Origin of the sequence: Paenibacillus sp. FSL K6-2393, from assembly GCF_038002545.1 — a bacterium.
GTDB lineage: Bacteria > Bacillota > Bacilli > Paenibacillales > Paenibacillaceae > Paenibacillus.
Map to the genome: position 1 here is coordinate 3,337,231 of NZ_JBBOCU010000001.1, position 26,217 is coordinate 3,363,447.

Consider the following 26,217-nt stretch of genomic DNA (forward strand, 5'->3'; position numbering starts at 1 on the left):
GGGTGTTTCATTACATGGCGGTTTGTTTTAATTTATCAACAGCTAGCTTTCCGAAATATTACAGGTCGGACTAGCACATACTAAGACATAGTTGGCTGAAGCTTACATAACGGAGGTCTCATCATGGTATTTACAATCACAATTATCATCGTTGCACTGTTTGCAATATGGGGAGCCGTCGCTCCTGATCAGCTGGCGGATGTGGCTAATGTTGCCTACAACTTCTCTATTCAGAATTTTGGCTGGTTTTATTTGCTAGCGACACTGTTCTTCCTGATCTTTGCTTTCTATCTGGCGTTCAGCCGATTTGGCGGTATTAGGCTTGGGGATGACGATGATGAGCCGGAGTATTCTACGGTTTCCTGGCTGTCCATGCTGTTTAGCGCTGGTATGGGCATAGGGCTGGTTTTCTGGGGAGTTGCTGAACCGCTGTCCCACTATTTATCTGCCCCTGAGGGGGCGGTACCCGAAACAACGCAAGCAGCCATACTTTCAATGCGTTATTCCTTTTTCCACTGGGGGCTGCATCCTTGGGCTATCTATACCGTCATCGGCCTAGCGCTTGCTTACTTCCAGTTCCGGAAAGGATACAAAGGGCTGATCAGTTCCACCTTTATTCCTCTGATAGGTGAGCGTCTTGCTTCAGGCTGGCTTGGTAAGGTCATTGATATTCTGGCGGTCATTTCCACCATCTTTGGTGTTGCGACCTCGCTTGGATTGGGTGCACTTCAGATCGGCGGAGGTCTGAATCACTTATTCGGTATTCCTAACTCGACTTTGACTCAGGTTGTCATTATCACAGTTGTAACCGTACTGTTTTTAATCTCGGCAACCTCCGGCCTGGATAAAGGTATTAAGATTCTGAGCAACGTCAACCTCGTTATAGCTGTGCTATTGATGTTGTTTGTATTGGTGACTGGACCAACTTCTTTTATATTTGACACATTCACAACAACCTTGGGCAGTTACATGCAGAATATTATTAACATGAGTTTGAGACTGACGCCGTTCTCAAGAGAAACCTGGATTGGAGCATGGACGTTATTTTACTGGGCATGGTGGATCTCATGGGCTCCTTTTGTCGGCACTTTTATCGCAAGGGTATCCAGAGGAAGAACCATAAAGGAATTTGTAATTTACGTCATGGTTATTCCAAGTCTTTTCGGTTTTATCTGGTTCTCCGTCTTCGGCGGAACAGGACTTCACATGGAATTGTTCAATGCCGCTCATCTGGCGGAGGCCGTCATGGAAGATACGACAACCGCTTTATTCCTTATGCTGGAGCAGCTGCCTTTGGGCACAATCGTGGCATTCATCGCCACAATCCTGATCATGATCTTCTTTATTACGTCAGCTGATTCAGCTACCTTTGTACTGGGCATGCTCACTTCAGATGGCAAGTTGGACCCGAGTACAAGAGTGAAATTAACCTGGGGGATCATGCAGTCCGCCATCGCGGTAGTACTGCTAATCAGCGGGGGGTTAACTGGCCTCCAGACGGCATCCATTGTAACCGCATTGCCGTTCGCTATTGTCCTTATCGGTATGTGTTTCTCCCTGCTCAAGGCTCTAAAGGCTGAGGACAAAGAGCGCCGTCAGAAGGAAAAACGACAGCGCCAAAAGCTGAAACGACTGCTGGAGGAACAAGAAATCTCGCTGAATGAAATTTCTGGCAGGTAATGTATACTTTTCTCTATAGAAATACTTCTGTAATATGACATCTTTATGCACAAAAGCTGATTATGTAGTTTGCAGCTTTCATGTTTTTGAACTAACCTGCCTTTTAACGTAATGAAGCTGCCGGTCCAATACAGGCAGCTTCATTTTTGTCGTTTATTCAGTTATTGTTTCACGTTAGTTTAATTCGCTGTTCAATACCCAGTTATTAATTATGTTTTTTAAGGAATTGAACCATCATTTTTCCTATTTCCTTAGCGTGTGTTTCTAATGCAAAATGACCCGTATCCAATAAGTGAATCTCTGCATTGGGAAGATCCCTTTTAAAAGCCTCAGCACCTGCAGGTATAAAAGATACATCATTTCTCCCCCAAACAGCTAATAAAGGAGGTTGATATTGCTGAAGATATTGCTGAAACAGTGGATACATTCTCACATTTGTTTGGTAATCGTATATTAAATCCAATTGCTTTTCAGCGTTTCCTGGTCGATTCATATAAGCACGATCTAGAGTGTAGCCATCGGGAGAAACCAAATTATTTTTCGTTCCGTCCACATATTGATGTTTAATGGTATCTTGTGCAAAGGCTGTTCGATAACTGTCTCTCTTCTCCAATGTTGGATTCTGCCAATACTCTTCTCTCGCAGCCCACTTTGTCCCCAAGCCCTCACGGTACACGTTACCATTTTGACTTATGATCGCTGTAATATGTTCTGGATTACGCATTGCAATCCGGAAACCAATGGGTGCTCCGTAGTCAAAAACAAATAATGCGTACTTAGTAAGGTTCAGCTTAGCGATAAAACGTTCGATGATATTCGTGATATTATCAAATGTATATTCAAAATCAGTACGTTCAGGTGATGATGAGTTTCCAAACCCTGGGTAATCCGGAGCAATTAAATGAAAGTGCTCTTCTAATACAGGAATTAGTTCCCTAAACATATGACTCGCGCTTGGAAAACCATGTAGTAAAATAAGTACCGGTTTGTCTGCTGATCCCGATTGACGATAAAAGATTTCAATCCCATCTACATCCACTATATGGTAAGTTGTCACGTGTAGTAATCATCTCCTATTTCTAAAAAAATATCTTATAATTTTTTATTCAAAAACTGTTTGATACGGACGGTGCTCATGAAATTAGTGTATTAAATCAAGATTTTTCTAGCATCTGTAACTATTTGGTTAATAATATCGCCTGCTGCTTGATCAGCTGTAAGCATTCTTGTTCCTTGTCCTGCCCAAAGTGCCATATATTCAGCATTATTCTGACGAGCAGAAACATTTCTAATTTCTCGTGTTAAAGTATTCTGTGTAGGAAACCGAAGGGGCTCAATCCGACTCGTTTCCCAGTGTTGTATAAACGTATTATGAATTCCTCGTGCTGGTCTTCCCGAAAATGCGTTTGTGATCACTGTACTTTCCTCAGTACTTTCAAGTAATGCACGTTTATAGACTGGATGTGCGCCCGACTCTGTCGACGTTAGGAATCTTGTTCCCATTTGTACACCTTGTGCGCCTAAAGCAAGTGAGGCTACGAGACCCCTACCATCCATAATTCCACCAGCAGCAAGAACCGGAGTCTCTACGTGATCGACAATCTGTGGCACAAGTGCCATTGTTCCAATATTCGCTCCGGAGGGTCGAGATGACGTATCAAATGTCCCGCGATGTCCTCCAGCTTCACTACCCTGAGCAACGATAACGTCACATCCCCGGCTTTCGGCCTGGATCGCCTCATCTACAGTAGTTACTTTATTTATAATCTTGATTCCTAATGATTTGGCTTGTTGCACTTGATAATCAGATAATAGGCCGAAAGTTGTACTAATAACTGGGATCCTTTCCTCTAATAGAACATGAAATTGTTCATCAAAGCGATCAGGTGTCCATATCTCTTGTTTATCAGGAGATAGTATCCCTAATGATTCACGAATGATGTTCAATTCTTTGTTAACCGCATCAAAGTTTTCATAATTATCTGGACCTACGTTAGAAAAAATATTCACGGCAAAAGGGGCATCAGTTCGCTTCCTAATGGCTTGTATAGCATCCTTTATTTCTTCAGGTGTCATGTAAGCAGCTCCCAAGGTCCCAAGACCGCCTGCATTAGAAACTGCGGACACAAGCTGAACCATATGAGGAATCCCGGCCATACCTGCAAGTACAATGGGATAACGAATATCTAAAAGTTCACACAATTTGTTGGTTAGTTGTATAGAAATGGCTATTCCCTCCTTTATTTATCTTGCTTCATTGTTTAGTTTACATCCGTTCTTTCCATCATGTATAATTCGAAAACATGATCTTATCTATCTTGATTTCAGATACTTTAATTTTAGTGGAGGCTTTATGGACATTCATTTGTTAGAGATTTTTATTCAAGCAGCTCGTGAAGGCAGCATTTCTAAAACTGCCAAAAAGTTAAACTATGCTCAGTCCAATGTCACAAACAAGGTACAGCAATTGGAAGCTGAGCTTCAGACAACATTGTTTTATCGCCATAAAAAAGGAATTACCCTTACTCCTTCTGGAGAAGTTTTGGTATCTTATACCGAAAAGATTTTAAACATGATGGATGAAGCAAGAGCGGCAGTCGGAAATGCTTCTATTCCTTCCGGCCCTCTTACCATTGGTTCTATGGAAACCACAGCAGCAGTTCGGTTACCCACAGTTATTGCTAAATATCATTTAAAATATCCTGCTGTAGACTTTTCTCTTATTACCGGACCAACGGAAAAGCTGCTTCAGGCAGTTCTTCATTATGAACTTCACGGAGCATTTGTCTCTGGACCTATCCAACATCCTGATTTATCACAGGAAAAAGTTTTTGAAGAGACACTTGTACTCGTAACGTCCCCTTCACATCCTTGGGTTGATTCTATCCATGAATTACAAAATCATACCATGTTGGTATTTCCTAAAGGATGTACATATCGTGCCAAGCTTAATTCTGTTTTACAAGATGAAGGTTTACTACCCGCCAAACTAATGGAATTCGGAACTCTTGAAACAATTCTTGCTTGTGTAAGTGCAGGGTTAGGGATTACTTTACTCCCATACTCAATAATTGCCGATTATGAGGATCGAGGAAAGGTAATCAGTCATCCACTTCCCGCTAAGCTTTCTTCTGTAACAACCATGTTTGTAAAGCGTAAAGACACCTTAACTACACCGGCATTATCTGCTTTTTTAGTCGAAGTGAATAATAATCTCTCCGAAAAACTTCACTAATCTTAACCAAGTTTTTTTCACAACTTGTATCGAAAAAAGTCGCTAAACCGGCTGTGTATTGCGCCAATTAAACTATACTGCCCGTTATTTAAAACAAAAGCAACCAATCTTAAATGATTGGCTGCTTGTTATTTTGATTAGGATATCGTTTTCCGTTAGTTAAATGAGAGTTACAGATTGCAGTTAACTAATTAAAGACTATAAGAAATACTCTACTGTTACTTCACATTGAATCCATCATGGATTCAACCACGTTTTCTGTCTGTCTAGAAGCAGCACTTGATAAATTTTTGTGTTTTTCTCCCCAGATTTTCATTTCCATAATGATCGGCACTAATGTGCGTCCGAATTCCGATAGCGAATATTCCACTTTGGGAGGAACTTGCGGGTACACTTCACGGTGCACGATCCCGTCTTCTTCAAGCTCTCGAAGCTGTAGAGTCAGCATCCTCTGCGTAATGGTCGGACATATTCTGCGAAACTCATTAAATCGTACGGGACCTTCGATCATATGATACAGAAGTAGACCCTTCCACTTGCCGCCAATGACATCCAACGTATACTCGACGGGACAACCTTCTTCATTCGGGCATTGGCCATATCCCGATTTGCGGTCACGCATGTATTTATCCTCCTTATTTAACAGTATACAAATTGATACTACATCACACTATTGTGCGTACTATTCATGATTGTTAATATACGTTATATTACAACCAGAAAGCAATAAGTGATGTACATTCAAGGAGGAATCGACAATGTCAAACCGACAAATGAAAGCCATCGGCTTGCTGAAGTATTTACCCATTAATCAACCTGAGAGCTTGCTGGACGTTATGATGGATATACCTGAACCTACAGGGAGAGACTTGCTGATCCGAGTCAAAGCCATTTCAGTCAATCCCGTCGACGTCAAAGTGCGCGCTCCCAAAGATCGGACCGAAAACACGCCAAAGGTTCTCGGTTGGGACGTTGCAGGTGTCGTCGAACAAGTTGGACCGGAATCTTCGCTGTTCAAACCCGGCGATGAAGTGTATTATGCCGGTAGCATTGCCCGTCCTGGGGGGAACAGCGAACTTCATCTCGTCGATGAGAGAATCGTCGGTTTTAAACCGGCAACACTGGATTTTGCGCATGCAGCAGCTCTGCCATTAACCGCTATCACCGCTTGGGAAGGATTATTTGATCGTTTGGGCGTGTCTGCTGCCACAGAGCGCAACGAAGGCAAGACGATTTTGATCATCGGCGCTGCGGGCGGTGTTGGTTCCATTGCGACACAACTGGCCAAACACGCTGGTATGACCGTCATAGGCACGGCTTCCCGACCGAAATCGGCTGAGTGGGCTAAAAACATGGGTGCTGACCACATCATCAATCATTACGAAGCATTTCTCCCTCAGCTGAAAGCGCTGGGTTTAGAGCATGTTGATTATATTTTCTGCCTGAATAGTACGGAGAAACATTGGGTCAATATGGCCGAGGCCATTGCTCCCCAAGGGAAAATCTGTTCCATTGTGGAGACGGATGAGCTGCTCGATCTGACCTTGCTGAAAAACAAAAGCGTAACTTTTGCTTGGGAGCTGATGTTCACCAGACCTTTGTTCCAGACTGCGGATATGATTGAACAACACAACCTGTTAAATGAAGTTTCCCGTATGATCGATGAAGGTCGCTTACGCACTACGGTTGCCCAGATCCTCTCTCCCATCAATGCTGCCAATTTGCGTAAAGCACATACGATACTGGAAGAAGGACGTATGACAGGTAAGATTGTAATTGAGAATTTCGAGTAATAGCTATATTTGTTCCTGCCCTGCTGAATTGCTAATAAGGGTGGGAACGTTTTTTTTCGAGACTAATTTACCTCATAAGAAGTCTTCGCAAATGGATTATATGTCTTCACCTCGCGTCGAGATCTTATCCCTTCGAATTGCTGCCCAAAAACAGCCGACTACGTTGATCGTACCTAAAATTGAGCTACTATCTTTTCTAACCTGACAATTTGTTCTATGTAATCTCTTATGATCTTTGACCTTATAGTAAGAATTATTATCATACTTACTTAAACATTATATTGCCCCCGCTTACCACAGCGGGGGCACAACAAAACCTGTATACGAGGGGTTCCTTTATACAAATGCAAATACAAATACAAATACATACTTCTGCACTATAAATTATCTAACGACTTGTCCCATTGAATGTCAGAGTCAGTAGAGATTTAAGCCTCAACTGCTTCTGGTCTCTTCACCTGAAGAGGGGGAGGAATAAGCCACCCTTTTTCTTTGCTCATTTGAAGAATACGAAGGCCTAAAGCCGTTTTAGTAACGTGATATTTCGCAAATAAGGCGCCAATATCCTCTCTAATGGATTGGCCCATAACTTGACTACACGCCACTAATCCCATTGAAGTATCAGAAGCAATACTTGCTGCTATTTCCGGATCCGTAAATCTTGCACCAACAGGAATGTCTTCAAGCTTTACTGGAGGTCTTTCTGGTAATACTGGTGTTGAAGCAATTCCGTTATCTGTCAGCAGGGTATCGCACTCTTTAATTTCTAATTTAGCTTGATCAATTAGTGCTTCGAGTATTTTTTTCAGATCCTTATCTCCTGCGTGATTCAAAAAGGCTTGGTAGAAGGAAAGAGCTCCCTTTGCAACCGTTGAACATTGCCATACGCTGAAGATTTCACCATAATGCATAGGTTCATTTTTTGGATTACCACTTAATATTCCCACCATAACAGCTCCTTTTTTATTTTATTTCCCACCAAAAGTATAGTTCCATATTCATGAACAACATATTCAAAAGTAATAAAATACCAATGGAATAAGGAACTGATTTTTGGAGAAATTAACTTAATCACACATACAGGAGGGAACTCTTATGAAGAAAAAAATAACAACTGTTGTTGTATCCATTTGTCTATTAGGTGCCTTGGCTGTTCCTGCATCTGCTCAAGGTGTAAATGAAGCAGCCCAAGATGGACGAGGCATTAACACCTACCAAAACAATAGTTCTAATTATCAAACAAACAGTGTAAGGGCAAATGCGACCGATAACGATAATGATATGGACTGGGGATGGCTGGGTCTACTTGGATTATTAGGTTTAGCGGGAATGCGTAAAAGAGTATCCGATCATTCCACTCGATAACAGGTTATGTTTTTGATCTCCCTACGTCTTTGATGGAAAAAGGAACCCTGGTTTTATGGGTTCCTTTTTTGTTTCTTACCTTTTTACGTTTTATTTAAGTATTTAAATCATGTAAGCCTGGGCTATGCTCATTTGGAAGCTCCGGCATATACGGGAGTGGGAATCCCTGAGGAGGTTCCGTGACTTGTAGCTCACCACCATTACGACTAGGTGTTTGACCGCTGAATACTTCAGCGATTCGTGTATTGTCCAAACGGAAGTTAAATTGGGCATTGTGCAAGCCGAGGTCAACATATTTCTGACACTCTGGATATTTGTTGATATCGTAATTGGGAACAGGAAATACTTTGCCCCAATTTACGCCTAATGTCTCCAGCGCCTTCGCGAATGCATTTTGGTGAGCGTTGTCACGAACGATTAGAAATGCCAAAGTTTCACGGAACGCTTTGTTGTTACTCATTTCATAGATTCGTGTTTTTTGTAATACCCCGGTTGATTCCAGTACAACGTTATCAAGCAGATTGCTTACCAAGTTGCCATGATCATATACATAGTTCCCGAGCCATGGATTACCGGCAGCATCTACAGGTAGGGAACTTTGAGCGCCCATAATATAATGATGTGGGTTGGCATGTTTAATAGCTTCGTCCAGCGGAGCCCCATCAATGCCTGCATTTCCTACTCCCTCGGCTCCAGCTCCGGTCAGCAATTGATTTATTGTTTGTTGTACCAGTTCAACATGACTTAATTCCTCCATAAATACACCACGAATTAAGTCTCTATACTGCTTCTCTTTCCCACGGAAATTACTACTCTGAAAAAAATACTGCATCATAGTTCGCATTTCACCAAATTGTCCGCCAAGGGTTTCCTGTAACACTTTTGCGGCAGCCGGATCGGGCTTGTCCGGGACGATCATGTTGATCAGATCTTCTCGATAAAAAAACATGGTTGTCCTCCATTCAAGTAAATTACAACTTTTGGTATTTAATTCACCCTTGATTTTATGTAAATGTGTGATTAACCAATTGTTGGTACTCTATCATTTGCAGTGTTCCTTTGATTTTCTTCCAATAAGCCGCTTGTATAGCGACATGAATGCAAAATGCGCCTATTCTTGTCAATCGACTGTTTTTTACAAATCAACCTGTGGAGTCTGTGGAAGTCGGATAATTTTTAACTTCTGGGTATACTACAGCAAGTCAATTCAACAAATCAAGGAGGATGAGTAATGAATCAAGAATTGAATTACGGTACAGATTACAAGTTCGTCCCCGTAACTTCAGTAGGAAATGGTGTGGGGATTGAAATATTACCTGATTTATTTTGCTACACTATCCAAATCGTCAATATCTGTCTAGTGGGTAAACCGGAATCTGACGAGTTCGTTTTAGTAGATGCGGGAATGCCAAAGTCAGCAAATGAAATAATCTCTGTCATTGAGGAGCGTTTCGGTGTAAACAGCCGCCCCAAAGCGGTAATCTTGACCCATGGACACTTTGATCATGTCGGAGGGGTGATCGAACTTGTCAAACACTGGGGAATTCCGGTTTATGCGCATCCGTTGGAGCTCCCCTTCCTCACAGGGGTGAAAAACTACCCGGAACCAGATCCTACAGTTGAAGGTGGTTTGGTAGCGAAGATGTCCCCATCGTTTCCGAATGAACCAATAAACCTTGGAAGCCATGTACAAACGTTACCTCCTGACGGAACTGTACCCCACATGCCAGGATTTAGATGGATTCATACGCCAGGACATTCTCCAGGGCATATTTCTTTGTTTCGGGAAAGTGATGGAGCGTTAATCGCAGGTGATGCTTTCGCTACTGTAAAACAGGAGTATATGTATAAAGTATTTACTCAGGAATTGGAGATAAGTGGCCCCCCTCGCTATTTGACAACAGATTGGGAAGCTGCAAAGCATTCTGTTGTTAAACTTGAGAATTTAAAGCCCTTGGTTGCTGTAACTGGCCATGGATTACCCATGTCGGGGAACTTGCTGACAACAAGCCTGAAAAAACTGGTTGATGAGTTTGACCAAATTGCCGTACCGGATTATGGAAAGTATGTTAACTAATTTTGTTCCCTTCGAGCATAGTGGTTGAACATCCGATCAAAGCCCTTCTTGTTGCATAAGAAGGGCTTTACTTAGGGTTAGCCGTTTTTTTGCGTTAATATAGAATATGGTTTTTCATCTTTAGCGTCAGCATGTGAGCAACTATAGGAATATAGAAACAGCGGCATTGTAGGACACTAATATCCTGGAGTGCCGCTGGTTGATTCATACTACAAACGTTCCCCAGTTCCTGGAGGAGTTAATGTACAATGAGGACTGGGCAACTTGATAGCTGTGAAACCTTGTGGCTGACACTTCCAAGCATCATTTCTTTAATGCCCCTTAGCCCACGGCTTCCGATAATAATAAGTTGCTGCTCGGTATCCTTTGCATAATTCAATAGTTCATGCGCAGGATCTCCCTTAAGATGAACAGTTTCCGCGTTAATCCCCGCAGACTTTAATTTAGATTTCGCTTGATGCAACTGTTCCAAACTCTCTTTCTCCATTTCGTTCAGTATGTCTTCCAAAAAATTCTCTGGTACATATGTCATGCCATTTGACACATAATCCTGGCTGACATTAACCAAGGTAACTTGAGCTTGTTTATTTTGGGCTATTTCAACGGTTGCATCAAGGAGTTTGTTCGTTATTTCAGATTTATCAATGGCCACCATAATTTTGTCAAACATAGTTATCACCCTTTCCGTGGCAATTCGTAACCATTTCGACTACCTACAACACGATTACTTGCTGCTCCGATACCAACTATAAAGAGTAACACGGAAGCCCCAAGTAGAATGAAAAGTGGCAGGTTCCAACTATTTGTTGCATCGTGCAGATATCCTATAAGGGCTGGACCGATTGCGGCAAGAAGATATCCGATCGATTGGGCCATGCCAGATAGTTCCGCTGCTTGATGCGCATTTTCAGTGCGTAACCCGAAAAACATCATAGCCAAACTAAAGGCGAAGCCTCCACCAATTCCGAGTATGACGATCCACAACAGAATGACATTAGAACTTCCGTAAAGAAGTCCGAGCGTCCCCGTCAAAAGCAAAATGGTTGTGATGACCACTAACAAACGTTGGTTAGACATACGCCCAGCAATAACAGGAACAATAAAGGTAAATGGAAGCATCGCTAACTGCATGATCGAGAGGTACCATCCAGATTGGTTGGAGTCAATTCCTTGCTGCTTTAAAATTTCAGGCAACCATGCGATCAATACATAGAAAACCATAGACTGTATACCCATGAACAAGGTTACTTGCCAGGCAAGCGGGGATCGCCATACATTCACATCATTACTGACCATTTGTTGACTTGTCTTGGCTGTTTGTTTCGTTTGATTTCTTAATTGAGCTAACCAACAGAGGATCGATACAAAGCTTAGAATCCCCCATACTCCCAATGCTCCCTGCCATTTTAGCCCTGCGTTCATGGCTAGCGGTACACTGATTCCCGATGCGATTGCTCCACATAAATTCATCGAAATGGAGTAAACTCCTGTCATGGAGCCAATTTTATTTGGGAAATCCCTTTTGATTATACTTGGCAATAATACATTACATATGGCAATGGCGAATCCAAGAACTGCTGTTCCAATAAACAGATTAACTGCGCCAGATAAAGATCGTATTACAATACCAACAGTCAAAAAGATTAGGGCAATCAAAATGATACGCTCAACCCCATACCTCCGTCCTAATTTTGGTACAAGAGGCGATAATAAAGCAAAGGCTAGCAAGGGTACCGTTGTGATCAGGCCTGCTAATGTATTTGAAATATGAACGTCATCCCTTATAAAACCCACTAAAGGACCAACTGAGGTTAAGGGAGTACGTAAATTAGCTGCAATAACAATAATGCCGAGAATGATCAGCGCTACAGAGGATGGCACGAATTTATTATTTTGTTTATTCGGCATTCTTCATTTCTCCTTCCTGATTCTTAAGTCTAATATTTGCTTCTTGTTGGCTGAAAAACTTTGCTATAACATCCGCGCGAATAATAAAAGTATAGTATAATATACTTTTATAAACAATAATTATTTTATAACATACTAAAATTGATTAAAAAAATACAACTCTGAATTCCCGTCATGGAATTCGGAGTTGTATTTAATAAGTGGATTTTCGGCTTTTAGAAGCCATACTTTAAGGATATATGGAGCACTGTTTCGTTATTCGTATGATTGGTATAAGCGTGAGGATAATCTGCACGAAAACTGATCGTATCATATTGATTCAATGTGTAAATCTCTCCATTGACTTGTAACTCAATGGAACCAGTCATTACTGTCGCAATTTCAGTTGTATTCACATGATGACCTTCAGGGTAATATGAGCTATTAGGCTGTAAGTATGCCCGACACATTTCAATATCGTTGCTTTTAAAGACGGGTTCAATGATCCAATTTTTTTCATCATTAGAAAACCGCAGTCCCTCCCCTGCTCGATACAAACTAACAGGTTTCTCTGATGTGAACAAAGCCAATAGCGGTAAGGATATTCCTTTTGAAATTTTCCATATAATTGCTAAAGTTGGATTTGTCTCGCCACGTTCGATATTCCCCAGAGTAAGTTTGCTTACGCCCGTTAATTCTGATAAGTCGTCTAAGGTCATATTTTTTTCTTTTCTATACTTTTTTAATGCACCGCCGATTTGTAATACAATTTGTTTTGACTCATCAATTTCATCCATTTGATATTCACCTCAACAAAAAAACTATATAGCTAGTATATTGTTTATCTAGATTCTTTTCCATTCCGGTTCAATAGAACGTGATGAGATTTTCTTGATAAAATTGAATTAAAAGGATACAATGACGAGCATCAAACGGTTTTATTCGAAGAATGGTAGCTTATGAAAGGTGGTTTAGCAATGAAGATTCTCATCGTTGGCTATTTTAGCGAAACCTCAAAATCAAATATTGCAAGGTGTTTTCCGCAAGACTGGAACGTTGTAATTGTTCCGCCAGGAAAAGAAATGCTGCATCATATTGAAGATTGCCAGGTAATCATTCCTGAACATATTAAAGTGGACCACAGCCTGCTTTCTAACGCAAAAAAATTAAAATTGGTACAGACGGGTGCAGGATTTGATAATGTAGATGTCCCTGCCTGTACACAGCTCGGCATTTGGGTGGCCAATGCTGCAGGGGTGAATGCACAGGCAGTGGCCGAGCACGTAATGGCACTGATAATGTCTTATTATAAAAACATACCGTTTCTTGATACTTTCATGAAAAACAAGATGGATGAAAATCAATTGGACTATACAGGTAGTGAATTAAAGGGCAAAACGATTGGGATTATCGGTTTGGGTGCTATTGGAAAAAAAGTTGCTGCGTTTTGCAGGGTTTTTGATATGCATGTGCTGGCGTATGCGAGAAATGCCACTGTACAATCGGACGGTTTTGTGAAAATGACGGATTTCGATACTCTTGTAAGCACATCGGATATAGTCAGTGTACATGTACCCTTGAATGAGCAAACCAAACAGCTGATCAACAAAACGGCATTCAAAAAAATGAAAAACACCTCTCTTTTTATCAATACAGCCCGCGGCGGCATTATCAACGAAAGAGACTTAATTGATGCATTAAAAAACGGGGATATTTCAGGCGCATGCCTGGATGTGTTTGAATCTGAACCGCTTCCTATTGATAGTGAGCTCCGGAATCTGGGTAATGTGATACTTACTCCCCATACAGCGGGAATGCCTGATGGTCGGAAATTTCATAAAACAAGATATGATTTCTTTATAAAGAATATAAAACGTGTAGAAAATGGTGAGGAGCCTGAAAGCAAGCTCAATCAGTTATGATGTTTTGGTGCAATAAAAATTGATCGCCACCCTACAGAAGTTCAAAATGAAGTTGAGTCTCAGGTAACTCAGTATTCCCTTTCCACTGATTTGCACCGTATCCCAATTCCAGAACCGCAGCAATGTGCTCGTTACTCTGTACACCAAACATTTCAGTACGGCTCGGGTCGTACATCCAGTCATGCAAGGTACAGCGCACACCCAGACTTTGCTCATGAGCCAGCAAGCGAAAATTCTGAATTAGGCAGCAGACAGCCGCAAAGTCCTCTTCTCGCTTATGTTGATCCGCCTCTTCCTTCATCAAGACCAGAAGATATGCAGGGGCAGGCTCCTGTAATCCCTGCATGATGTCCCCATACCGGTTATCGGCGAAGATGAATCGCCACGGCTCTCGGAGGCCATCATTTGGCGCCCATACGGCATGATTAAGCAATTCAAGGATTAGATCCTGCGATACCGATTGTTCCAAAAACTCACTCGGACCGGCCATGTCTCCTTCCAGATCTGACAATTTCATTTTTACATCCTCCTCTTCTATGTAGACTGTCCTCGCAATACGGTCCACTTCTGCTCAGCTGGTGTCCTTTTCCGACTTCTTGGCGCTTTGTCGTAATATCCTATATGAAGAATACCAACAAATCTTTCATTCTCACGTAAGCCAATTCCATTGAAGAACCCTTCATGCTGAATCATGGACTCTGTATCCCACAACATTCCTAACCCTCGTTCCCAGCCCAGCAGTTGGAAGCTCTGCATCACCCCGCAGGCAGCCGCATAATTACGGTCATTGGTCAGACGATTCGGTCCTACAGTCGACATAACAATGACGTGGGCAGGAATATCGGTAAATCTCTTTTTAAAAACATCCAGAAGTTTCCCTGGAATCAGCTTGCCGAGCTTGCTTTGTGACATCTGTTCCAGCATGCAGTCCACCAACCGTTTGCGTGCTTCTGGCGTTCCGGCATATACTACACGCCACGAGCCAGACTCGACAAATGGTTGAAGCCTTATAGCCTTACGCAGTAATTCTACAATTAACTCTTGGTCCACCGGCGTAGAGTTACATTTACGAATACTCCTGCGCTCCCTGATCAATTCCGCCAGACTCAAATGCCTCACTCTCCTTTGTTCTATCTGGATTCAATATTTATACTGCTGTCTTGAAGAAATTGATGGATTACTTTTAGCTCCGTTTCCGAATATTTGTCGAGAGTACGATAGAAGCGCTCAGCCTCATGTATATGCAGACGTTCATGCAGTTCAAAGATTTTTTTGCCTTGCGGTGACAACCGGAAATAGCTCTCCTTTTTGTTGTCGTTCATTTTTGTACGTTTGACGAATCCTTCCTCCAGCAGTTTGTTGCCAATTTTGGTGATACTTGCTTTGGACAAATTCATCGCCTCGGCAATACCCGTGTTGTTAATAGGCTCATGCTTTCCTATGCAGTCTATCATATGAACCGCGGTCAAATGCTGAGGGATTTTCTCGATGCTTTCTCGCTGGGCGATACTTAGGAAATGCTCGATTTCTGTATCCTTGTGGTTCTCATACACATGTAAAAAACGGATAAATTGGTCATAAAGCAATTGTTTTGTTCGATCTTTTGAGATCATCCTGGATCGCTCCTTATTTACTTGTAAACAAAAATATCATTTAAATAATTGGGTTTTTCTAAATATTTTCTTATATTTAGTTTACTTGTGAACAATATAACATGAATGATAATGCTTATCAACTATATTCTATGGCATTACAACATTACTCTATAATCCAGGCCAGAGACCTGCCTTGAACGGATTATCTTTTAACCTGCTCGTTAGTTAAACAAAAGCAGCCGATCACGCTGATCGGCTGCTTTCTTAAACTTGGGTTATTGGACTCAGTATCATTCTCTCTACTTAAATTATACCGTTATTTTTTATTTTTTATAGACTGTTTTTTTTAGAATTCCTACACTATACTGCTAGATACAAAACTAAAAAAGAAGAGGTGGATCAGTATGGATGACAAAAAAGTGATCATAGATCAAGGTCCTTTTTTTCATGGTACAAAAGCAGAACTGCAAATTGGTGATTTATTAGAACCACAGTTCTTATCAAATTATCAAGAGAAAAATTCTAACCATATATACTTTACTGCAACATTAAATGCTGCCAAATGGGGTGCTGAATTGGCAAGATCTAATGCAAAAGAAAGAATCTACATTGTAGAACCATTAGGAGATTTTGAAAGTGATCCAAACGTAACTGATAAAAAGTTTCCTGGAAATCCAACACGTTCATATCGATCTAAATCGCCACTTAAAATAATAGCTGAATTAGCTTCATGGGAAAGACACTCTGAAGAAGAGATTAATCACATGATTACATCATTAAGAAAACTAAGTGAAGAAGGAAAAAATATAATATATGATTGATTCCTCTCGTTAGCTGAATAAAAGCAGCCGATCATTGGATCAGCTGCTTTCTTAAAATGATTGATTTATCGTTTCCTGTCACTTTAAATTAACTTTTTCTGTATATCAAAAAGCTTAGAAATGCGGGGAAATAGACGAAAGGCATTGCCATAAGCGATCGCCTTCGCGTTTTCTTCGCTGATCTGCTGTGCTTCATGGAATACCGACTCCCGCTGTATACGAAGGACGCTGTCCGCAGGCCAAGGTATGTCCGCTCCGAAGAGAATCCGATCAGGCGCAATCAACTTTTGGATTGTGCCGAGGTTCAACGTGGAATCATAATAAAGGTGGTCCAGTTTGGCTATTTCAGCTTGAAATTGTTCCGGTGTTGTTTCAACCTGAATCGAATCTTGCCCGATGGCGGCAAGCGCAATTCTCCATTTGATATAAGGAACCATGCCCCCGGTATGGGGAAGAATGAACTGAATGGATGGATATTGGTCGAAAATGCGATGAACAGCCATCGTAGTGACGGCCCGCGTCGTATCGAAGGTGCCCTCAAGCAATGCAGGACTAAGTCCAGCGATTTTTTGTGGTATAAGGATGGGATGCAGAAACACAACAGCACTGCGTCGATCCAATTCGGTTAACAATTCGGTGTAATCCGGATGGCTTAAATATTTCCCCTGATAACTTGTCAGCATTGCAACACCATCCATCCCGAGAACATCTAGTGCATACAAGGTTTCTTCCATGGCTGCTGCGGGATCCGGGAGTGGAAGCGTTGCAAACGCACCATACCGCTCAGGATGAAGTTGAGCATACGATGCGAGCTCTTCATTCATTTTACGTGCCAATGTGTTGGCAGAAGATTGGTCGATGAACGTCAGGTCTGACGGGGCTGAAAGGAATGAAAACGAGATGTCACATACATCCATTTTTTGCATCCCAATCTCGGGCGTCCACTTCGGCATAAAACTTGGAATCTCCATTCCCAGCTCCCGCTGTTTTCGTTGTATTTCTTTAGAGATGATATGGTGGTGAACATCAATGACAGGATTAAACATGCGTGATCAGCTCCTTCTATTTATTTTCAAGCCATTGGTTTAACTGGTTTTGCTTCTCCGTCAATATTTTCTCTACGCCTGCATTCTTTAGTTTGTCGATATAAGCACCCAGTTCTGACGGATCAAAAGTTCCTGTCTGAAAGCCTGCATCATACTGGTTTTGGACGTTGGCCACCGAGGTAATTTGTGTTTTAACCGGATTGATGTCGAAGCTGAATCCCATCGCCCTTGATTTTACGGCACTCTCGTTTTCGCCCCTCAACTGCTTCCACATGTCAGGATCATTCCCTTCCCATATATAGGACAGGAAATTGTTCCCCACGGCATATTGGTTTGAATCGTATCCTGTTGCAGTGACACCTTCCGGTTTGCCGATCAGGTCATTATCCCGCTTAACATAATGCTTGCCCTCAATTCCATTGGTAAACAGATTAATGACTGCTTCGTCCAAGTAAAACAGTTCCAATACTTGAATCGCCTTATCCGGCTGCTCACTGTTCCTTGCCAAAGACATCATGTTGGAAGCTACGCTATTTCGCGTCATATACGAGTCCTCAAGAGGTACGCATACAAGTTCAGTCCCAGCCGCAAGTGATTCCGAGTAACACTCATTGATATTCCGGATATACGAGAAGGCTTTGCCTGCCTTGATCAGATTGGACCCCGTTTCCTGTGACGTTGCGACGTCTTTGCTGAAATAACCTTTTTGATACCAATCACGCATCAGGTCAGCCATTGTGGAGAACCGCGAAGTCTCAAAAAGGTTCTGCACGGTGAAGTCCTCCCCGCCAAAATCCAGTACGCCAGGTGCTGTTCCCAATGGATCAAAATTCAGCATGGCTTGTCCGGGTGTTTCCTGCGAGGTATAGCTGACAATCGGCGTGACACCTGGCTCATTGTCCTTGATAAGCTGCAATACAGCAGAGATATCATTCCAGGTTTTTATGGCGTTAAGGTCAATATCATGCTTATCGGCAAGCTCTTTGTCCATCACAAAACTAGGGGAAAGTGCCCAAGCTTTAATGCTGGGAACGCCATATGTTTCACCATTCATCTTACCGGCTTCTGCGGCTTCCTCCGGAACAGCCTCCAGTATCTTTTTACCAAATTCATTCAACGATTCGTCCATGGGCAGTAACTGTCCCCTGCCGATTTGGGATTCAAGGCCGAACCAAACGCTGGTATACACCAGATCCAGTTTCTCGCTGCCCGCCAACATCAAGTTCATTTGATTGGCATAGTTCGATCCATTAACAGGCAAGAGCTTCACGGTGGCGCCTACCTTCTCCGCTGTAATATCGCTGATGGCTTCCTGAATTTCCTTAACATCCGTTACATCCCCAAAAGCCGGATACGTCATGACCACTTCATACATATCTGTTGCTGAAGCTTTCCCAGGTTCTGCTCCCTCCTTACTGTCTGGATTTCCGCATGCCGTCAACAATAGAGGGGCCGCACAAATTAAGGACATTACCGTTATGAAACCCGCAGGTAATCTTTTTCTGAACATCTTCATTCACTCCCCGTGTTTGCTTTTGGATGAGACATCTTGGATACGAAGCAATGACTAACCTTTTACGGCACCAATGGTCAATCCCTTGACGAAGAACTTCTGGAAAAACGGATACGCTGCGATCAGTGGCAACACGCCGATTACGGCAATAGCCATTCTCACACTGCCAAGAGGTACGGATGAGACAACAGCCGTCTGGCCAGACAAACTGTTTTGCTGTAAGTACTGGACATCAGACAACATTCGATTAAGCAGGTTTTGAATGCTGTAGAGGCTTCCGTCATTGATGAAGATTAGACCGTTAAACCAATCGTTCCAATACGAAATCATGAGCATCAGACCAATGGTTGCCAGGCTTGGGAGAGTAAGCGGGAGAACGATTTTGCAATAAATAATCCATTCGTTGGCTCCATCCACATAGGCTGACTCCACGACTTCGCCGGGAATTGATGTGGAAAAGAAACTGCGCATCAACAAAATGTAGAACCCGTTGGTCAATAAATTCGGGATGATTAGCGACCAAATGGTATCTTTCAAATGGAAGAGGTCCGTATAAACCAAGTACATCGGCACCAGCCCCCCATTGAAAAGCAGGGTGAAAAATACGAAGAATGACAGGAACGAACGAAATGGAAGCACATTTCTGGATAGCGGATAAGCGACCAGGGTTGTGATCAACAACCCAACGATCGTGCCCACGACCGTGATGAACGTCGTAATTCCATACGACCGCAGAATCAACGAATACTGATTAAACAGATACACATAAGCATCGAAGCTGAATTGAGTCGGTAACAAACGATAACCATCCCTGATAATGGCTTGTTCCTCGGTTAGGGAAGCGGATATCAGAAGTATAAACGGAAACACTGCAGCGATTCCCATCATGATGAGCACGAGGTGAACAGCCATTTGATATATCCTATTTGAATACATGTTGTCCTCCCCCTTAGCTAAAACAGCGCCAAATCCCGGTTTTTGCGACGAACAATCGCATTGGTCGTCAATACTAACAGAAAACCGACTATGGACTGATAAAGTCCGGCAGCGGATGACATTCCGAAATCCCCAAAAGTCATCAATCCACGATAAACGTATGTGTCAATGACATCGGTAGTCGTTTGCAGTGCACCCGAATTCAGCGGAACCTGATAGAACAATCCGAAATCGGAATTGAAAATGCGTCCCACTGCAAGAAGCACCATAATGACTATCGTGGGTTTAAGCAGAGGAAGGGTAATGCTCCAGACTTGCCTCCACTTGGATGCTCCGTCCAGCGTAGCGGATTCATAATATTCTTGGCTGATGCCTACGATTGAGGCCAGATAAACAATGCATGTATAACCGACGTTTTTCCACAGATATACGACACTTAATATAAAGGGCCATTTACCGGAATCCGCATACCACGACACGGGATCAATTCCCAGCAAAGGAAGCACGTAATGGTTGACGAATCCGTTTTCCTCGTTGAGCAATGCCAGAACCAAGTAAGCGACAATGACCATCGAGATCAGATAGGGCAGCAAAATGATGCTTTGGTACAGTTGGGAGGCAAATCGCTTTTTTACCTCGTTCAACAATACGGCCACAGCTATGGAGAGCACTGTTCCAAGCACGATAAATGCGCCGTTGTAGAGTAACGTGTTTCGGGTAATCACCCAAGCATCCTGCGTTTGGAACAGATAGGCGAAATTATCGAAGCCTACCCAGTCACTTCCCCAGATTCCTTTTGCAAAATTGATATCTTTGAACGCAATCACAATGCCGAACATGGGCAAGTAATTGTTGATGAACAGATAGACGATGCCTGGCAAAATCATGACCAATAACAGCCCATGCTTTCTGATGTTTTGGATGCGGTTTGCATGGAAACCTCGACGCATGTCTCTCTCCCCCTGTTCTTAACAATGATGTTTGGTTTGTGTAACTCCTCCAATATCCCTCCTATTCTGTTAATGTCAGTTTATATGACTCAAAAATGTTCTTATATGAATAATACGATGTAAGGAAGCCTCAGTCATTGGTGTGATTCACTAAAAAAAATGATTTCATTTGGATTATTACACCAAAAGAAAAGCCTGTTTAAATTAAAGCGTCATGTATTATGACATTCACTGCATTAAGCAACGTTTTATACGTCATGTGATCAGCCTTTTCATGCCAAAAAGCAACGCACCTGAAAAAGGATGCGCTGCTTCATGTATGATTAAAGATTGTTACGAATGGATGGCTGCCATCTGTCTGCTGTTCGGAAACATTCGACCACCAACAAGCACACCACCCGAAAATACAGCTTCGCGTGGAGGTGCTGCAGCCAACGCATGCATCGCATTTATGGCATTTACCAAAGAGAAAGCGCCTCGTTCACCCACTTTTGGAGTTAATGGCGCATTGGAAATAAGCTTGTACGTTTCTAACAACCAGAAGTCTTCCACCCAACCGGATACTTCAGCGAGACGTGAACCACGGGAGAGCATATCGCCATTACCAAATGGGCTCCACGAATCCAAAATGTTATCGGAACCGATATGCACGGACACTCCCGTTTCCATCAACAGTTTGATGGGGGGCATGGGTCTGTCAATGGGCACGCTCGTCATGATGGCTACGCCGGTCGCACACAACCTTTCCGCGAGTGAGCGCACCTCTGTTTCCCCAACCTGGCCCAAACAGTAGGCATGGCTTACCGCGGTACGGCCGGACATACCGGCTTGTTCTGTCAGTTCGGCGAAGCGGCTGATCGTGTATATTCCGAGATGACTCGGGTCATGCAGATGTAAGTCGATGCCCGCAGAGAATTCTGTCGCAAGTTCAAACATGGCTTCCAGACTGGCATCCACCCGGCGGTCCAGTCCGGCCGGATCCACACCACCAACATAGTTGGCTCCAGCACGAAGCGCTTGCCGCATGACGGAAATGGAGTCAGACCGAAGCAGGCCTTGCTGGGGAAACGCCACAATTTCCATATCGATGCGTCCTTGGTACATCTTACGCACTTCCAAGACCTCCTCAAGATGAGAGAGACCAATTTGCGGATCCACGTCAACGTGTGTGCGGATTGCCGTTGTACCTTGGGCTAGCATTAAATCCAACATTCGTTTCGCACGTTCTCCCGCCCCGGTTGGTAGTTCTCCCAACATACTTTTCTCAAATTCCAACTGTCCGGGCAGCGTGACAAACGGCTGCAAAGACTTCCACGGCTCTCCAATAAAATGCTTGTCCAGATGGGTATGCATATCTGCCATTGGTGGTACATAGTGGAGCCCATCCGCGTCAATGACGGTTGTCGCCCTACCGGCAATATTTACAGATGTGAGATCCGCATCAGTTCCGGCAGTCTCAATGCTGACAATAAGTCCAGTTGCTTGATCAATCGTTAGATCAAACAGGTTTTCCGACCATTTGACATTTTTTACGAGTGTTAATCCTTTCTCCATAACTCCATCCCCTTACTTCATAATTAGATTGTTTCCATCCCATCCGTCAACCACGGTAATTCCAAAAGTTTTGAGTCGGTACAAGCTACCTGTAATCCCGATTTCCAGACCGTACGGGCCTCCGGTTTATTAAGCAGCACTTCCCTTTCCGACCGCTCTTCGAACAATACCATATCAGCCGGAGCGCCAACCTTAACTCCATAATTATCAATGCCTAACGCCTGTGCCGCGTTATGCGTCAGCATGTTGGTCAAGATGAGCGCATCCCGTTTGCCGCCCATGTACGAAGTAATCGCCAATAGCCAGGCAGCCTCAATCGGGTCTGCCTTGCCAAACGGCGTGAATGGGTTGCGCACATTATTGACGCCAATCACCACATTCACTCCACAATCCTGCAGCAGTTTCACAGGAGTCAGACCTCTATGATAACCTTCGGAGCCTTCCCTTCCATTCAAAAAGAGGTCGGTCATCGGCAGCGTAATGACGCTGATTCCGGCAAGACACAGAAGCTCTCCGATAGCCGAAGCTTCGTGTTCAATGAGGGAACCGAGCGAGGTTACATGTCCCGCGGCTACATGCCCCTGCATTCCTGCAGCAATTGTCCTTTTTGCAATTTCCACAACGGCACGGTCGTTGGAATCGACCGAGAAATCCGCGTGGAAATCCAACGGTTTTCCGTACTTCCCGGCCAGACCAAATGCAAAATCCAAGTGTTCCCCCAGGTTTGCATCCTGATAAGTGATTCCTCCAATCACATCGGCTCCCATACGAATGGCCTCTTCCATCAGCTCAGCAGTCCCAGGACTCTTAAAGACCCCTTCTTGCGGAAAGGCAACTACCTGTAAATTCAGTTGATGTTTTAAGGATTGTTTGAGACGAAGAGCAGATTCGACAGCTTTGAGTCCAAGGACCGGATCAACCTCTGCATGGCAACGCATATGGGTTACACCATTCCTGACGGCTTTTCGAATGACAACCAGCGAGCGACGATACATGTCCTCCCTCGTGAACGAACTTTTAAGTTTGGATGTTATCCGAATCGCGTCCTGGATAGACTCCGCCTCCCGATCCATGGAATCCAGCAAATATGCTTTTTCCAAATGAATATGCGGCTCGACCAATCCGGGCAGCAATAAACCCCCTTTGCCCTGCACTACACGAGACGCTTCGGTTTTCCTCTCCCCGCATGGCGTGACAAATGCAATCTTGCCTGAGGATATCCCGACATCCATTCGCCTTTCATCCCCGGAAATCACCGTATCTGTGATAAGTAGATCAATCATTACATCCTCCGTTCATGTACGCTTTTATTACACACAAGAAACACTTTAAGCATAATTCACTCCTTACGAGAAATCATTGGATGAAAAGGATAAAAATAATTAGCATTATTGGATGATCAAACCAAAGATATTTACTCTACATGATCGTAGTGTTATATTACTTAACAATAAAATAACTTGTTCCAGAAAGGGATGGGTCGATGTGCTGCTGACAGATTTGCTGAAAAACGGCATTTACGATGATGCCAGAGTGATTACGGGGCATAAGGGTCTAGTACGTGAGGTTCAAACGGTCAATATTATGGACTGTCCAGATATCATTCGGTTTCTAAGGCCAAATGAGCTCTTGCTGACCAACGGCTTTTTCATGAAGCAGCAGCCAGATATGTTTATTCATCTCATCAGGGACATGCAGCGGCTTCATTGCTCGGGATTGGCCATCAAAACCAAGCGCTTTGAATTGCCGATCCCTGATGAAATACTTTGGGAAGCGGATCAGAACGAATTTCCCATCATCGAAATTTCCGATGTGCGTCTATCCCTCGGCGAAATTTTGCAGCGATCGACCAGTGTGATTCTGAATAACAAGAGCGACGAACTGCAATATGCACTCAGCATCCACAAAAAGTTCTCCGAGATGATCATGCGCGGCAAAGGAATTTCCAGCATTATCGATTCTCTATCCAAACTGTTCTCATCCCCAGTCATCCTGTTAAACTACAAATGGCAAACCATCTCCGCTTCCAGCCAGAATACAAGTATTGCTGAACTCACTGCAGCCGCTGTGAATACACTTCAAGACTTGTCCGATATTTCTAGTCCTACTTCGTTGTGCTTCATCAACACATCAGTCCGAGAGCGTTACTGCATGTTAATATATCCGGTGAAAACTTACCGCCACGAAGGCTATTTGCTATCCTTTCATTCTCCGGATGAATGGACTGGCCTTTTTGGTCTGACGCTTGAGCAGGCCTCCAACGTCATTGGAATGGAGCTGACCAAATCACAGGCTGTCAAAGAGCGCTCTCGCAGGCACAAAAACGAATTCTTTTCCGATCTGATTGAGGGATATATCACTTCTGAGCAGGAGGCGCTGAACCGTGGCAAGAGATGCGGGCTTATCAAGGGGCGTGCAAGTGTCGTGCTGACCATGCGTAATGACGAGGTGCATCACATGCATCAAAGATTTCCTAATCACGAAGGTTCGGCGTTTCCGAAAGGAGATAATATCACGGAGCAAGAGGAGCAATACGAGCACATCAAACGTGTTTTTGGTGGGTTAGATCATTCCTTCGTCATGTTTACCAAACATGATACCTACTGTCTTCTGCTATCTATCCCTGAGTCGGGGTGGGATGAGGCGAAAATCACCGAGCAGCTGTCAGGAATGCTGAAAGTGCTGCATCATGAGACTGGACTGAGTCTGTCTATCGGCATGGGCAAACCTGCAACAAATGTACTTGGCGTTCGTCATTCTTATACAGAAGCGGTTAATGCATTGCAATTCGGCTACTGGCTAAAACGAAAGCAATTTGTCCAATCTTACCAAGCCAAGGACATCGGATATTTATTCCACATGCTTCCCCACAACGAACTGAAACAATTTTACGACGCGACCTTAAACGGATTGCTGTACATTGCAGACGAACATGAAAAAAAAGAGTTGCTGCGCACCTTGAACGCTTTTTACGATACCCAATGCCAGCTTGTCGAAACATCCAAGCAACTTTTCGTTCATCGAAATACGGTGGTCTATAGACTGGAAAAGTGTGAAAAACTCTTGGGTGTGAAACTCAAAGATCCAACTGAAAGCTTACGAATCCGCATAGCGATAGCCATCGAACCTCTGCTACTGCAATAAGACTAAGTGAGAAATCTTCTTGTAAGGCTCTATTCCCACACAAAGTTATTCCGAGCGTTTAATCTACCTTACATCACCGGAACAAAAGTACTGTTATCAGCAATATGAGCACGGTTATCAGTAGAGCGTCCTTGTCCGTTCTGCAGAAACATGGGGAGTATAATCGCGAGCGACAGGCCATTCAGCATACTCGACGCATCATAAGCAGGCTGACATTGTACATCCAATATTCGCCGTATGTTTCAATTTTCGAAAAACCTATTTGTTTTAGCGACTCATCAAATTCTTCTTGAGTTCGGACTTTAGCTACATTTTTTCAATACATCATGATAATATAAAAAACCTCAGCTGAGTTAACCGAGCTGGGGTTAAAAAATTAAATATTTTTGTGTTTTCTTTATTTGATTCTGTTGAATACTTGAGTCGCATCTAGCTTCTTCATTTAATAACTTCAACCTTTTTATCCCCTGCTGATTTCGCTACCTCTAACGTTGTGTTACCTTGGATAGCGACTATCACGCCAGTAGCCAGCATAGAAACGATTAAAGCTGCGCTGAGGGCTGTGGAAGTTTTCTTCTTCACCATAACCATACCTCCGATATCGTTTGCTTAGACTCACTGATAAATTGAAATATTTAACTTTTTTGATGGGTAATCCACCTGGTGATTGTATTATAACGTACTGACAATGATTGTAAA

At 43.1% G+C, this 26,217-nt stretch carries 27 protein-coding genes; 8 read left to right on the forward strand and 19 right to left on the reverse strand.

Annotated features, from left to right (window positions below; all coding sequences use genetic code 11):
* Window positions 1-123: 123 nt before the first annotated feature.
* Window positions 124-1,680: a glycine betaine uptake BCCT transporter gene (locus MHI14_RS14815; protein WP_249913568.1), complete on the forward strand. Its 1,557-nt coding sequence runs from the start codon at window positions 124-126 to the stop codon at window positions 1,678-1,680.
* Between the two features lie 205 nt (window positions 1,681-1,885).
* Here the strand turns inward: MHI14_RS14815 and MHI14_RS14820 are convergent, their stop codons facing one another.
* On the reverse strand, window positions 1,886-2,737 hold the full coding sequence (locus tag MHI14_RS14820) for an alpha/beta fold hydrolase (protein ID WP_341130638.1): 852 nt from the start codon (window positions 2,735-2,737) through the stop codon (window positions 1,886-1,888).
* A 92-nt stretch (window positions 2,738-2,829) separates the two neighbouring features.
* Window positions 2,830-3,906 carry an NAD(P)H-dependent flavin oxidoreductase gene (locus tag MHI14_RS14825; protein WP_445670368.1) on the reverse strand — a complete coding sequence of 359 codons (1,077 nt, stop codon included), beginning with the start codon at window positions 3,904-3,906 and terminating at the stop codon, window positions 2,830-2,832.
* Between the two features lie 127 nt (window positions 3,907-4,033).
* Between MHI14_RS14825 and MHI14_RS14830 the strand changes: the two genes are divergently transcribed.
* A complete protein-coding gene (locus tag MHI14_RS14830; RefSeq protein ID WP_341130639.1) occupies window positions 4,034-4,915 on the forward strand; it encodes a LysR family transcriptional regulator in 882 nt (293 codons plus the stop codon).
* 223 nt (window positions 4,916-5,138) lie between these two features.
* Here the strand turns inward: MHI14_RS14830 and MHI14_RS14835 are convergent, their stop codons facing one another.
* Window positions 5,139-5,537 (reverse strand): winged helix-turn-helix transcriptional regulator, encoded by a 399-nt coding sequence (locus MHI14_RS14835; protein WP_091029941.1) that lies wholly within the window; start codon window positions 5,535-5,537, stop codon window positions 5,139-5,141.
* A 136-nt stretch (window positions 5,538-5,673) separates the two neighbouring features.
* Between MHI14_RS14835 and MHI14_RS14840 the strand changes: the two genes are divergently transcribed.
* A complete protein-coding gene (locus MHI14_RS14840; RefSeq protein ID WP_341130640.1) occupies window positions 5,674-6,708 on the forward strand; it encodes a zinc-binding alcohol dehydrogenase family protein in 1,035 nt (344 codons plus the stop codon).
* A gap of 428 nt (window positions 6,709-7,136) precedes the next feature.
* Here MHI14_RS14840 and MHI14_RS14845 read toward each other — a convergent pair whose 3' ends face one another.
* Window positions 7,137-7,655: a DUF3231 family protein gene (locus MHI14_RS14845; RefSeq protein ID WP_091034868.1), complete on the reverse strand. Its 519-nt coding sequence runs from the start codon at window positions 7,653-7,655 to the stop codon at window positions 7,137-7,139.
* A gap of 148 nt (window positions 7,656-7,803) precedes the next feature.
* Here MHI14_RS14845 and MHI14_RS14850 point away from each other — a divergent pair, with 148 nt between their 5' ends.
* Window positions 7,804-8,073, forward strand: coding sequence for a WGxxGxxG family protein (locus MHI14_RS14850; RefSeq protein WP_289389255.1), 270 nt, complete (start codon window positions 7,804-7,806; stop codon window positions 8,071-8,073).
* A 94-nt stretch (window positions 8,074-8,167) separates the two neighbouring features.
* Here the strand turns inward: MHI14_RS14850 and MHI14_RS14855 are convergent, their stop codons facing one another.
* Complete coding sequence (locus MHI14_RS14855) at window positions 8,168-9,022, reverse strand: manganese catalase family protein (RefSeq protein WP_341130641.1); 855 nt, start codon at window positions 9,020-9,022, stop codon at window positions 8,168-8,170.
* A 282-nt stretch (window positions 9,023-9,304) separates the two neighbouring features.
* Between MHI14_RS14855 and MHI14_RS14860 the strand changes: the two genes are divergently transcribed.
* On the forward strand, window positions 9,305-10,150 hold the full coding sequence (locus MHI14_RS14860; protein ID WP_091029950.1) for an MBL fold metallo-hydrolase: 846 nt from the start codon (window positions 9,305-9,307) through the stop codon (window positions 10,148-10,150).
* Window positions 10,151-10,388: 238 nt separating this feature from the next.
* Here MHI14_RS14860 and MHI14_RS14865 read toward each other — a convergent pair whose 3' ends face one another.
* From MHI14_RS14865 to MHI14_RS14875, 3 genes are all read right to left on the reverse strand, one after another.
* A complete protein-coding gene (locus MHI14_RS14865; protein ID WP_341130642.1) occupies window positions 10,389-10,820 on the reverse strand; it encodes a universal stress protein in 432 nt (143 codons plus the stop codon).
* 5 nt (window positions 10,821-10,825) lie between these two features.
* Window positions 10,826-12,058 carry a CynX/NimT family MFS transporter gene (locus MHI14_RS14870; RefSeq protein WP_341130643.1) on the reverse strand — a complete coding sequence of 411 codons (1,233 nt, stop codon included), beginning with the start codon at window positions 12,056-12,058 and terminating at the stop codon, window positions 10,826-10,828.
* A 215-nt stretch (window positions 12,059-12,273) separates the two neighbouring features.
* Window positions 12,274-12,834: a helix-turn-helix domain-containing protein gene (locus tag MHI14_RS14875; RefSeq protein WP_091021004.1), complete on the reverse strand. Its 561-nt coding sequence runs from the start codon at window positions 12,832-12,834 to the stop codon at window positions 12,274-12,276.
* Window positions 12,835-12,996: 162 nt separating this feature from the next.
* Here MHI14_RS14875 and MHI14_RS14880 point away from each other — a divergent pair, with 162 nt between their 5' ends.
* Window positions 12,997-13,959 (forward strand): NAD(P)-dependent oxidoreductase, encoded by a 963-nt coding sequence (locus MHI14_RS14880; protein WP_341130644.1) that lies wholly within the window; start codon window positions 12,997-12,999, stop codon window positions 13,957-13,959.
* A gap of 31 nt (window positions 13,960-13,990) precedes the next feature.
* On the opposite strand, the gene MHI14_RS14885 is transcribed toward MHI14_RS14880, so the two are convergent.
* From MHI14_RS14885 to MHI14_RS14895, 3 genes are read right to left on the reverse strand one after another with little or no spacing between them, the layout of a single operon-like run.
* Window positions 13,991-14,476 carry a hypothetical protein gene (locus MHI14_RS14885; protein ID WP_341130645.1) on the reverse strand — a complete coding sequence of 162 codons (486 nt, stop codon included), beginning with the start codon at window positions 14,474-14,476 and terminating at the stop codon, window positions 13,991-13,993.
* 17 nt (window positions 14,477-14,493) lie between these two features.
* The gene (locus MHI14_RS14890) at window positions 14,494-15,069 is read right to left on the reverse strand and encodes a nitroreductase family protein (protein WP_341130646.1); all 576 of its coding nucleotides are present in this window, start codon (window positions 15,067-15,069) and stop codon (window positions 14,494-14,496) included.
* 20 nt (window positions 15,070-15,089) lie between these two features.
* The gene (locus MHI14_RS14895) at window positions 15,090-15,572 is read right to left on the reverse strand and encodes a MarR family transcriptional regulator (RefSeq protein WP_017688279.1); all 483 of its coding nucleotides are present in this window, start codon (window positions 15,570-15,572) and stop codon (window positions 15,090-15,092) included.
* 386 nt (window positions 15,573-15,958) lie between these two features.
* On the opposite strand from MHI14_RS14895, the gene arr reads away from it, so the two are divergent.
* Window positions 15,959-16,375 (forward strand): NAD(+)--rifampin ADP-ribosyltransferase, encoded by a 417-nt coding sequence (gene arr, locus MHI14_RS14900; RefSeq protein ID WP_047843187.1) that lies wholly within the window; start codon window positions 15,959-15,961, stop codon window positions 16,373-16,375.
* 83 nt (window positions 16,376-16,458) lie between these two features.
* Here arr and MHI14_RS14905 read toward each other — a convergent pair whose 3' ends face one another.
* The 6 genes from MHI14_RS14905 to MHI14_RS14930 form a co-directional block, all read right to left on the reverse strand.
* Window positions 16,459-17,421: an amidohydrolase family protein gene (locus MHI14_RS14905; RefSeq protein WP_341130647.1), complete on the reverse strand. Its 963-nt coding sequence runs from the start codon at window positions 17,419-17,421 to the stop codon at window positions 16,459-16,461.
* Between the two features lie 16 nt (window positions 17,422-17,437).
* Entirely contained in the window at window positions 17,438-18,931 is a 1,494-nt protein-coding gene (locus MHI14_RS14910) for an ABC transporter substrate-binding protein (RefSeq protein ID WP_341130648.1), read from the reverse strand.
* Between the two features lie 57 nt (window positions 18,932-18,988).
* Window positions 18,989-19,870, reverse strand: coding sequence for a carbohydrate ABC transporter permease (locus tag MHI14_RS14915; RefSeq protein ID WP_341130649.1), 882 nt, complete (start codon window positions 19,868-19,870; stop codon window positions 18,989-18,991).
* A gap of 17 nt (window positions 19,871-19,887) precedes the next feature.
* Window positions 19,888-20,820 (reverse strand): ABC transporter permease, encoded by a 933-nt coding sequence (locus MHI14_RS14920; protein WP_240768022.1) that lies wholly within the window; start codon window positions 20,818-20,820, stop codon window positions 19,888-19,890.
* Between the two features lie 333 nt (window positions 20,821-21,153).
* Window positions 21,154-22,374, reverse strand: a complete 1,221-nt coding sequence (locus tag MHI14_RS14925; RefSeq protein ID WP_339309582.1) for an amidohydrolase family protein — start codon at window positions 22,372-22,374, stop codon at window positions 21,154-21,156.
* Between the two features lie 23 nt (window positions 22,375-22,397).
* Window positions 22,398-23,657, reverse strand: a complete 1,260-nt coding sequence (locus MHI14_RS14930; protein WP_091029972.1) for an amidohydrolase family protein — start codon at window positions 23,655-23,657, stop codon at window positions 22,398-22,400.
* Between the two features lie 217 nt (window positions 23,658-23,874).
* Here MHI14_RS14930 and MHI14_RS14935 point away from each other — a divergent pair, with 217 nt between their 5' ends.
* The gene (locus MHI14_RS14935; protein WP_341130650.1) at window positions 23,875-25,518 is read left to right on the forward strand and encodes a PucR family transcriptional regulator; all 1,644 of its coding nucleotides are present in this window, start codon (window positions 23,875-23,877) and stop codon (window positions 25,516-25,518) included.
* A 68-nt stretch (window positions 25,519-25,586) separates the two neighbouring features.
* Here MHI14_RS14935 and MHI14_RS14940 read toward each other — a convergent pair whose 3' ends face one another.
* Window positions 25,587-25,745, reverse strand: a complete 159-nt coding sequence (locus tag MHI14_RS14940; protein ID WP_249910533.1) for a hypothetical protein — start codon at window positions 25,743-25,745, stop codon at window positions 25,587-25,589.
* 211 nt (window positions 25,746-25,956) lie between these two features.
* Window positions 25,957-26,103 (reverse strand): hypothetical protein, encoded by a 147-nt coding sequence (locus tag MHI14_RS14945; RefSeq protein WP_165980179.1) that lies wholly within the window; start codon window positions 26,101-26,103, stop codon window positions 25,957-25,959.
* Window positions 26,104-26,217: the final 114 nt, after the last annotated feature.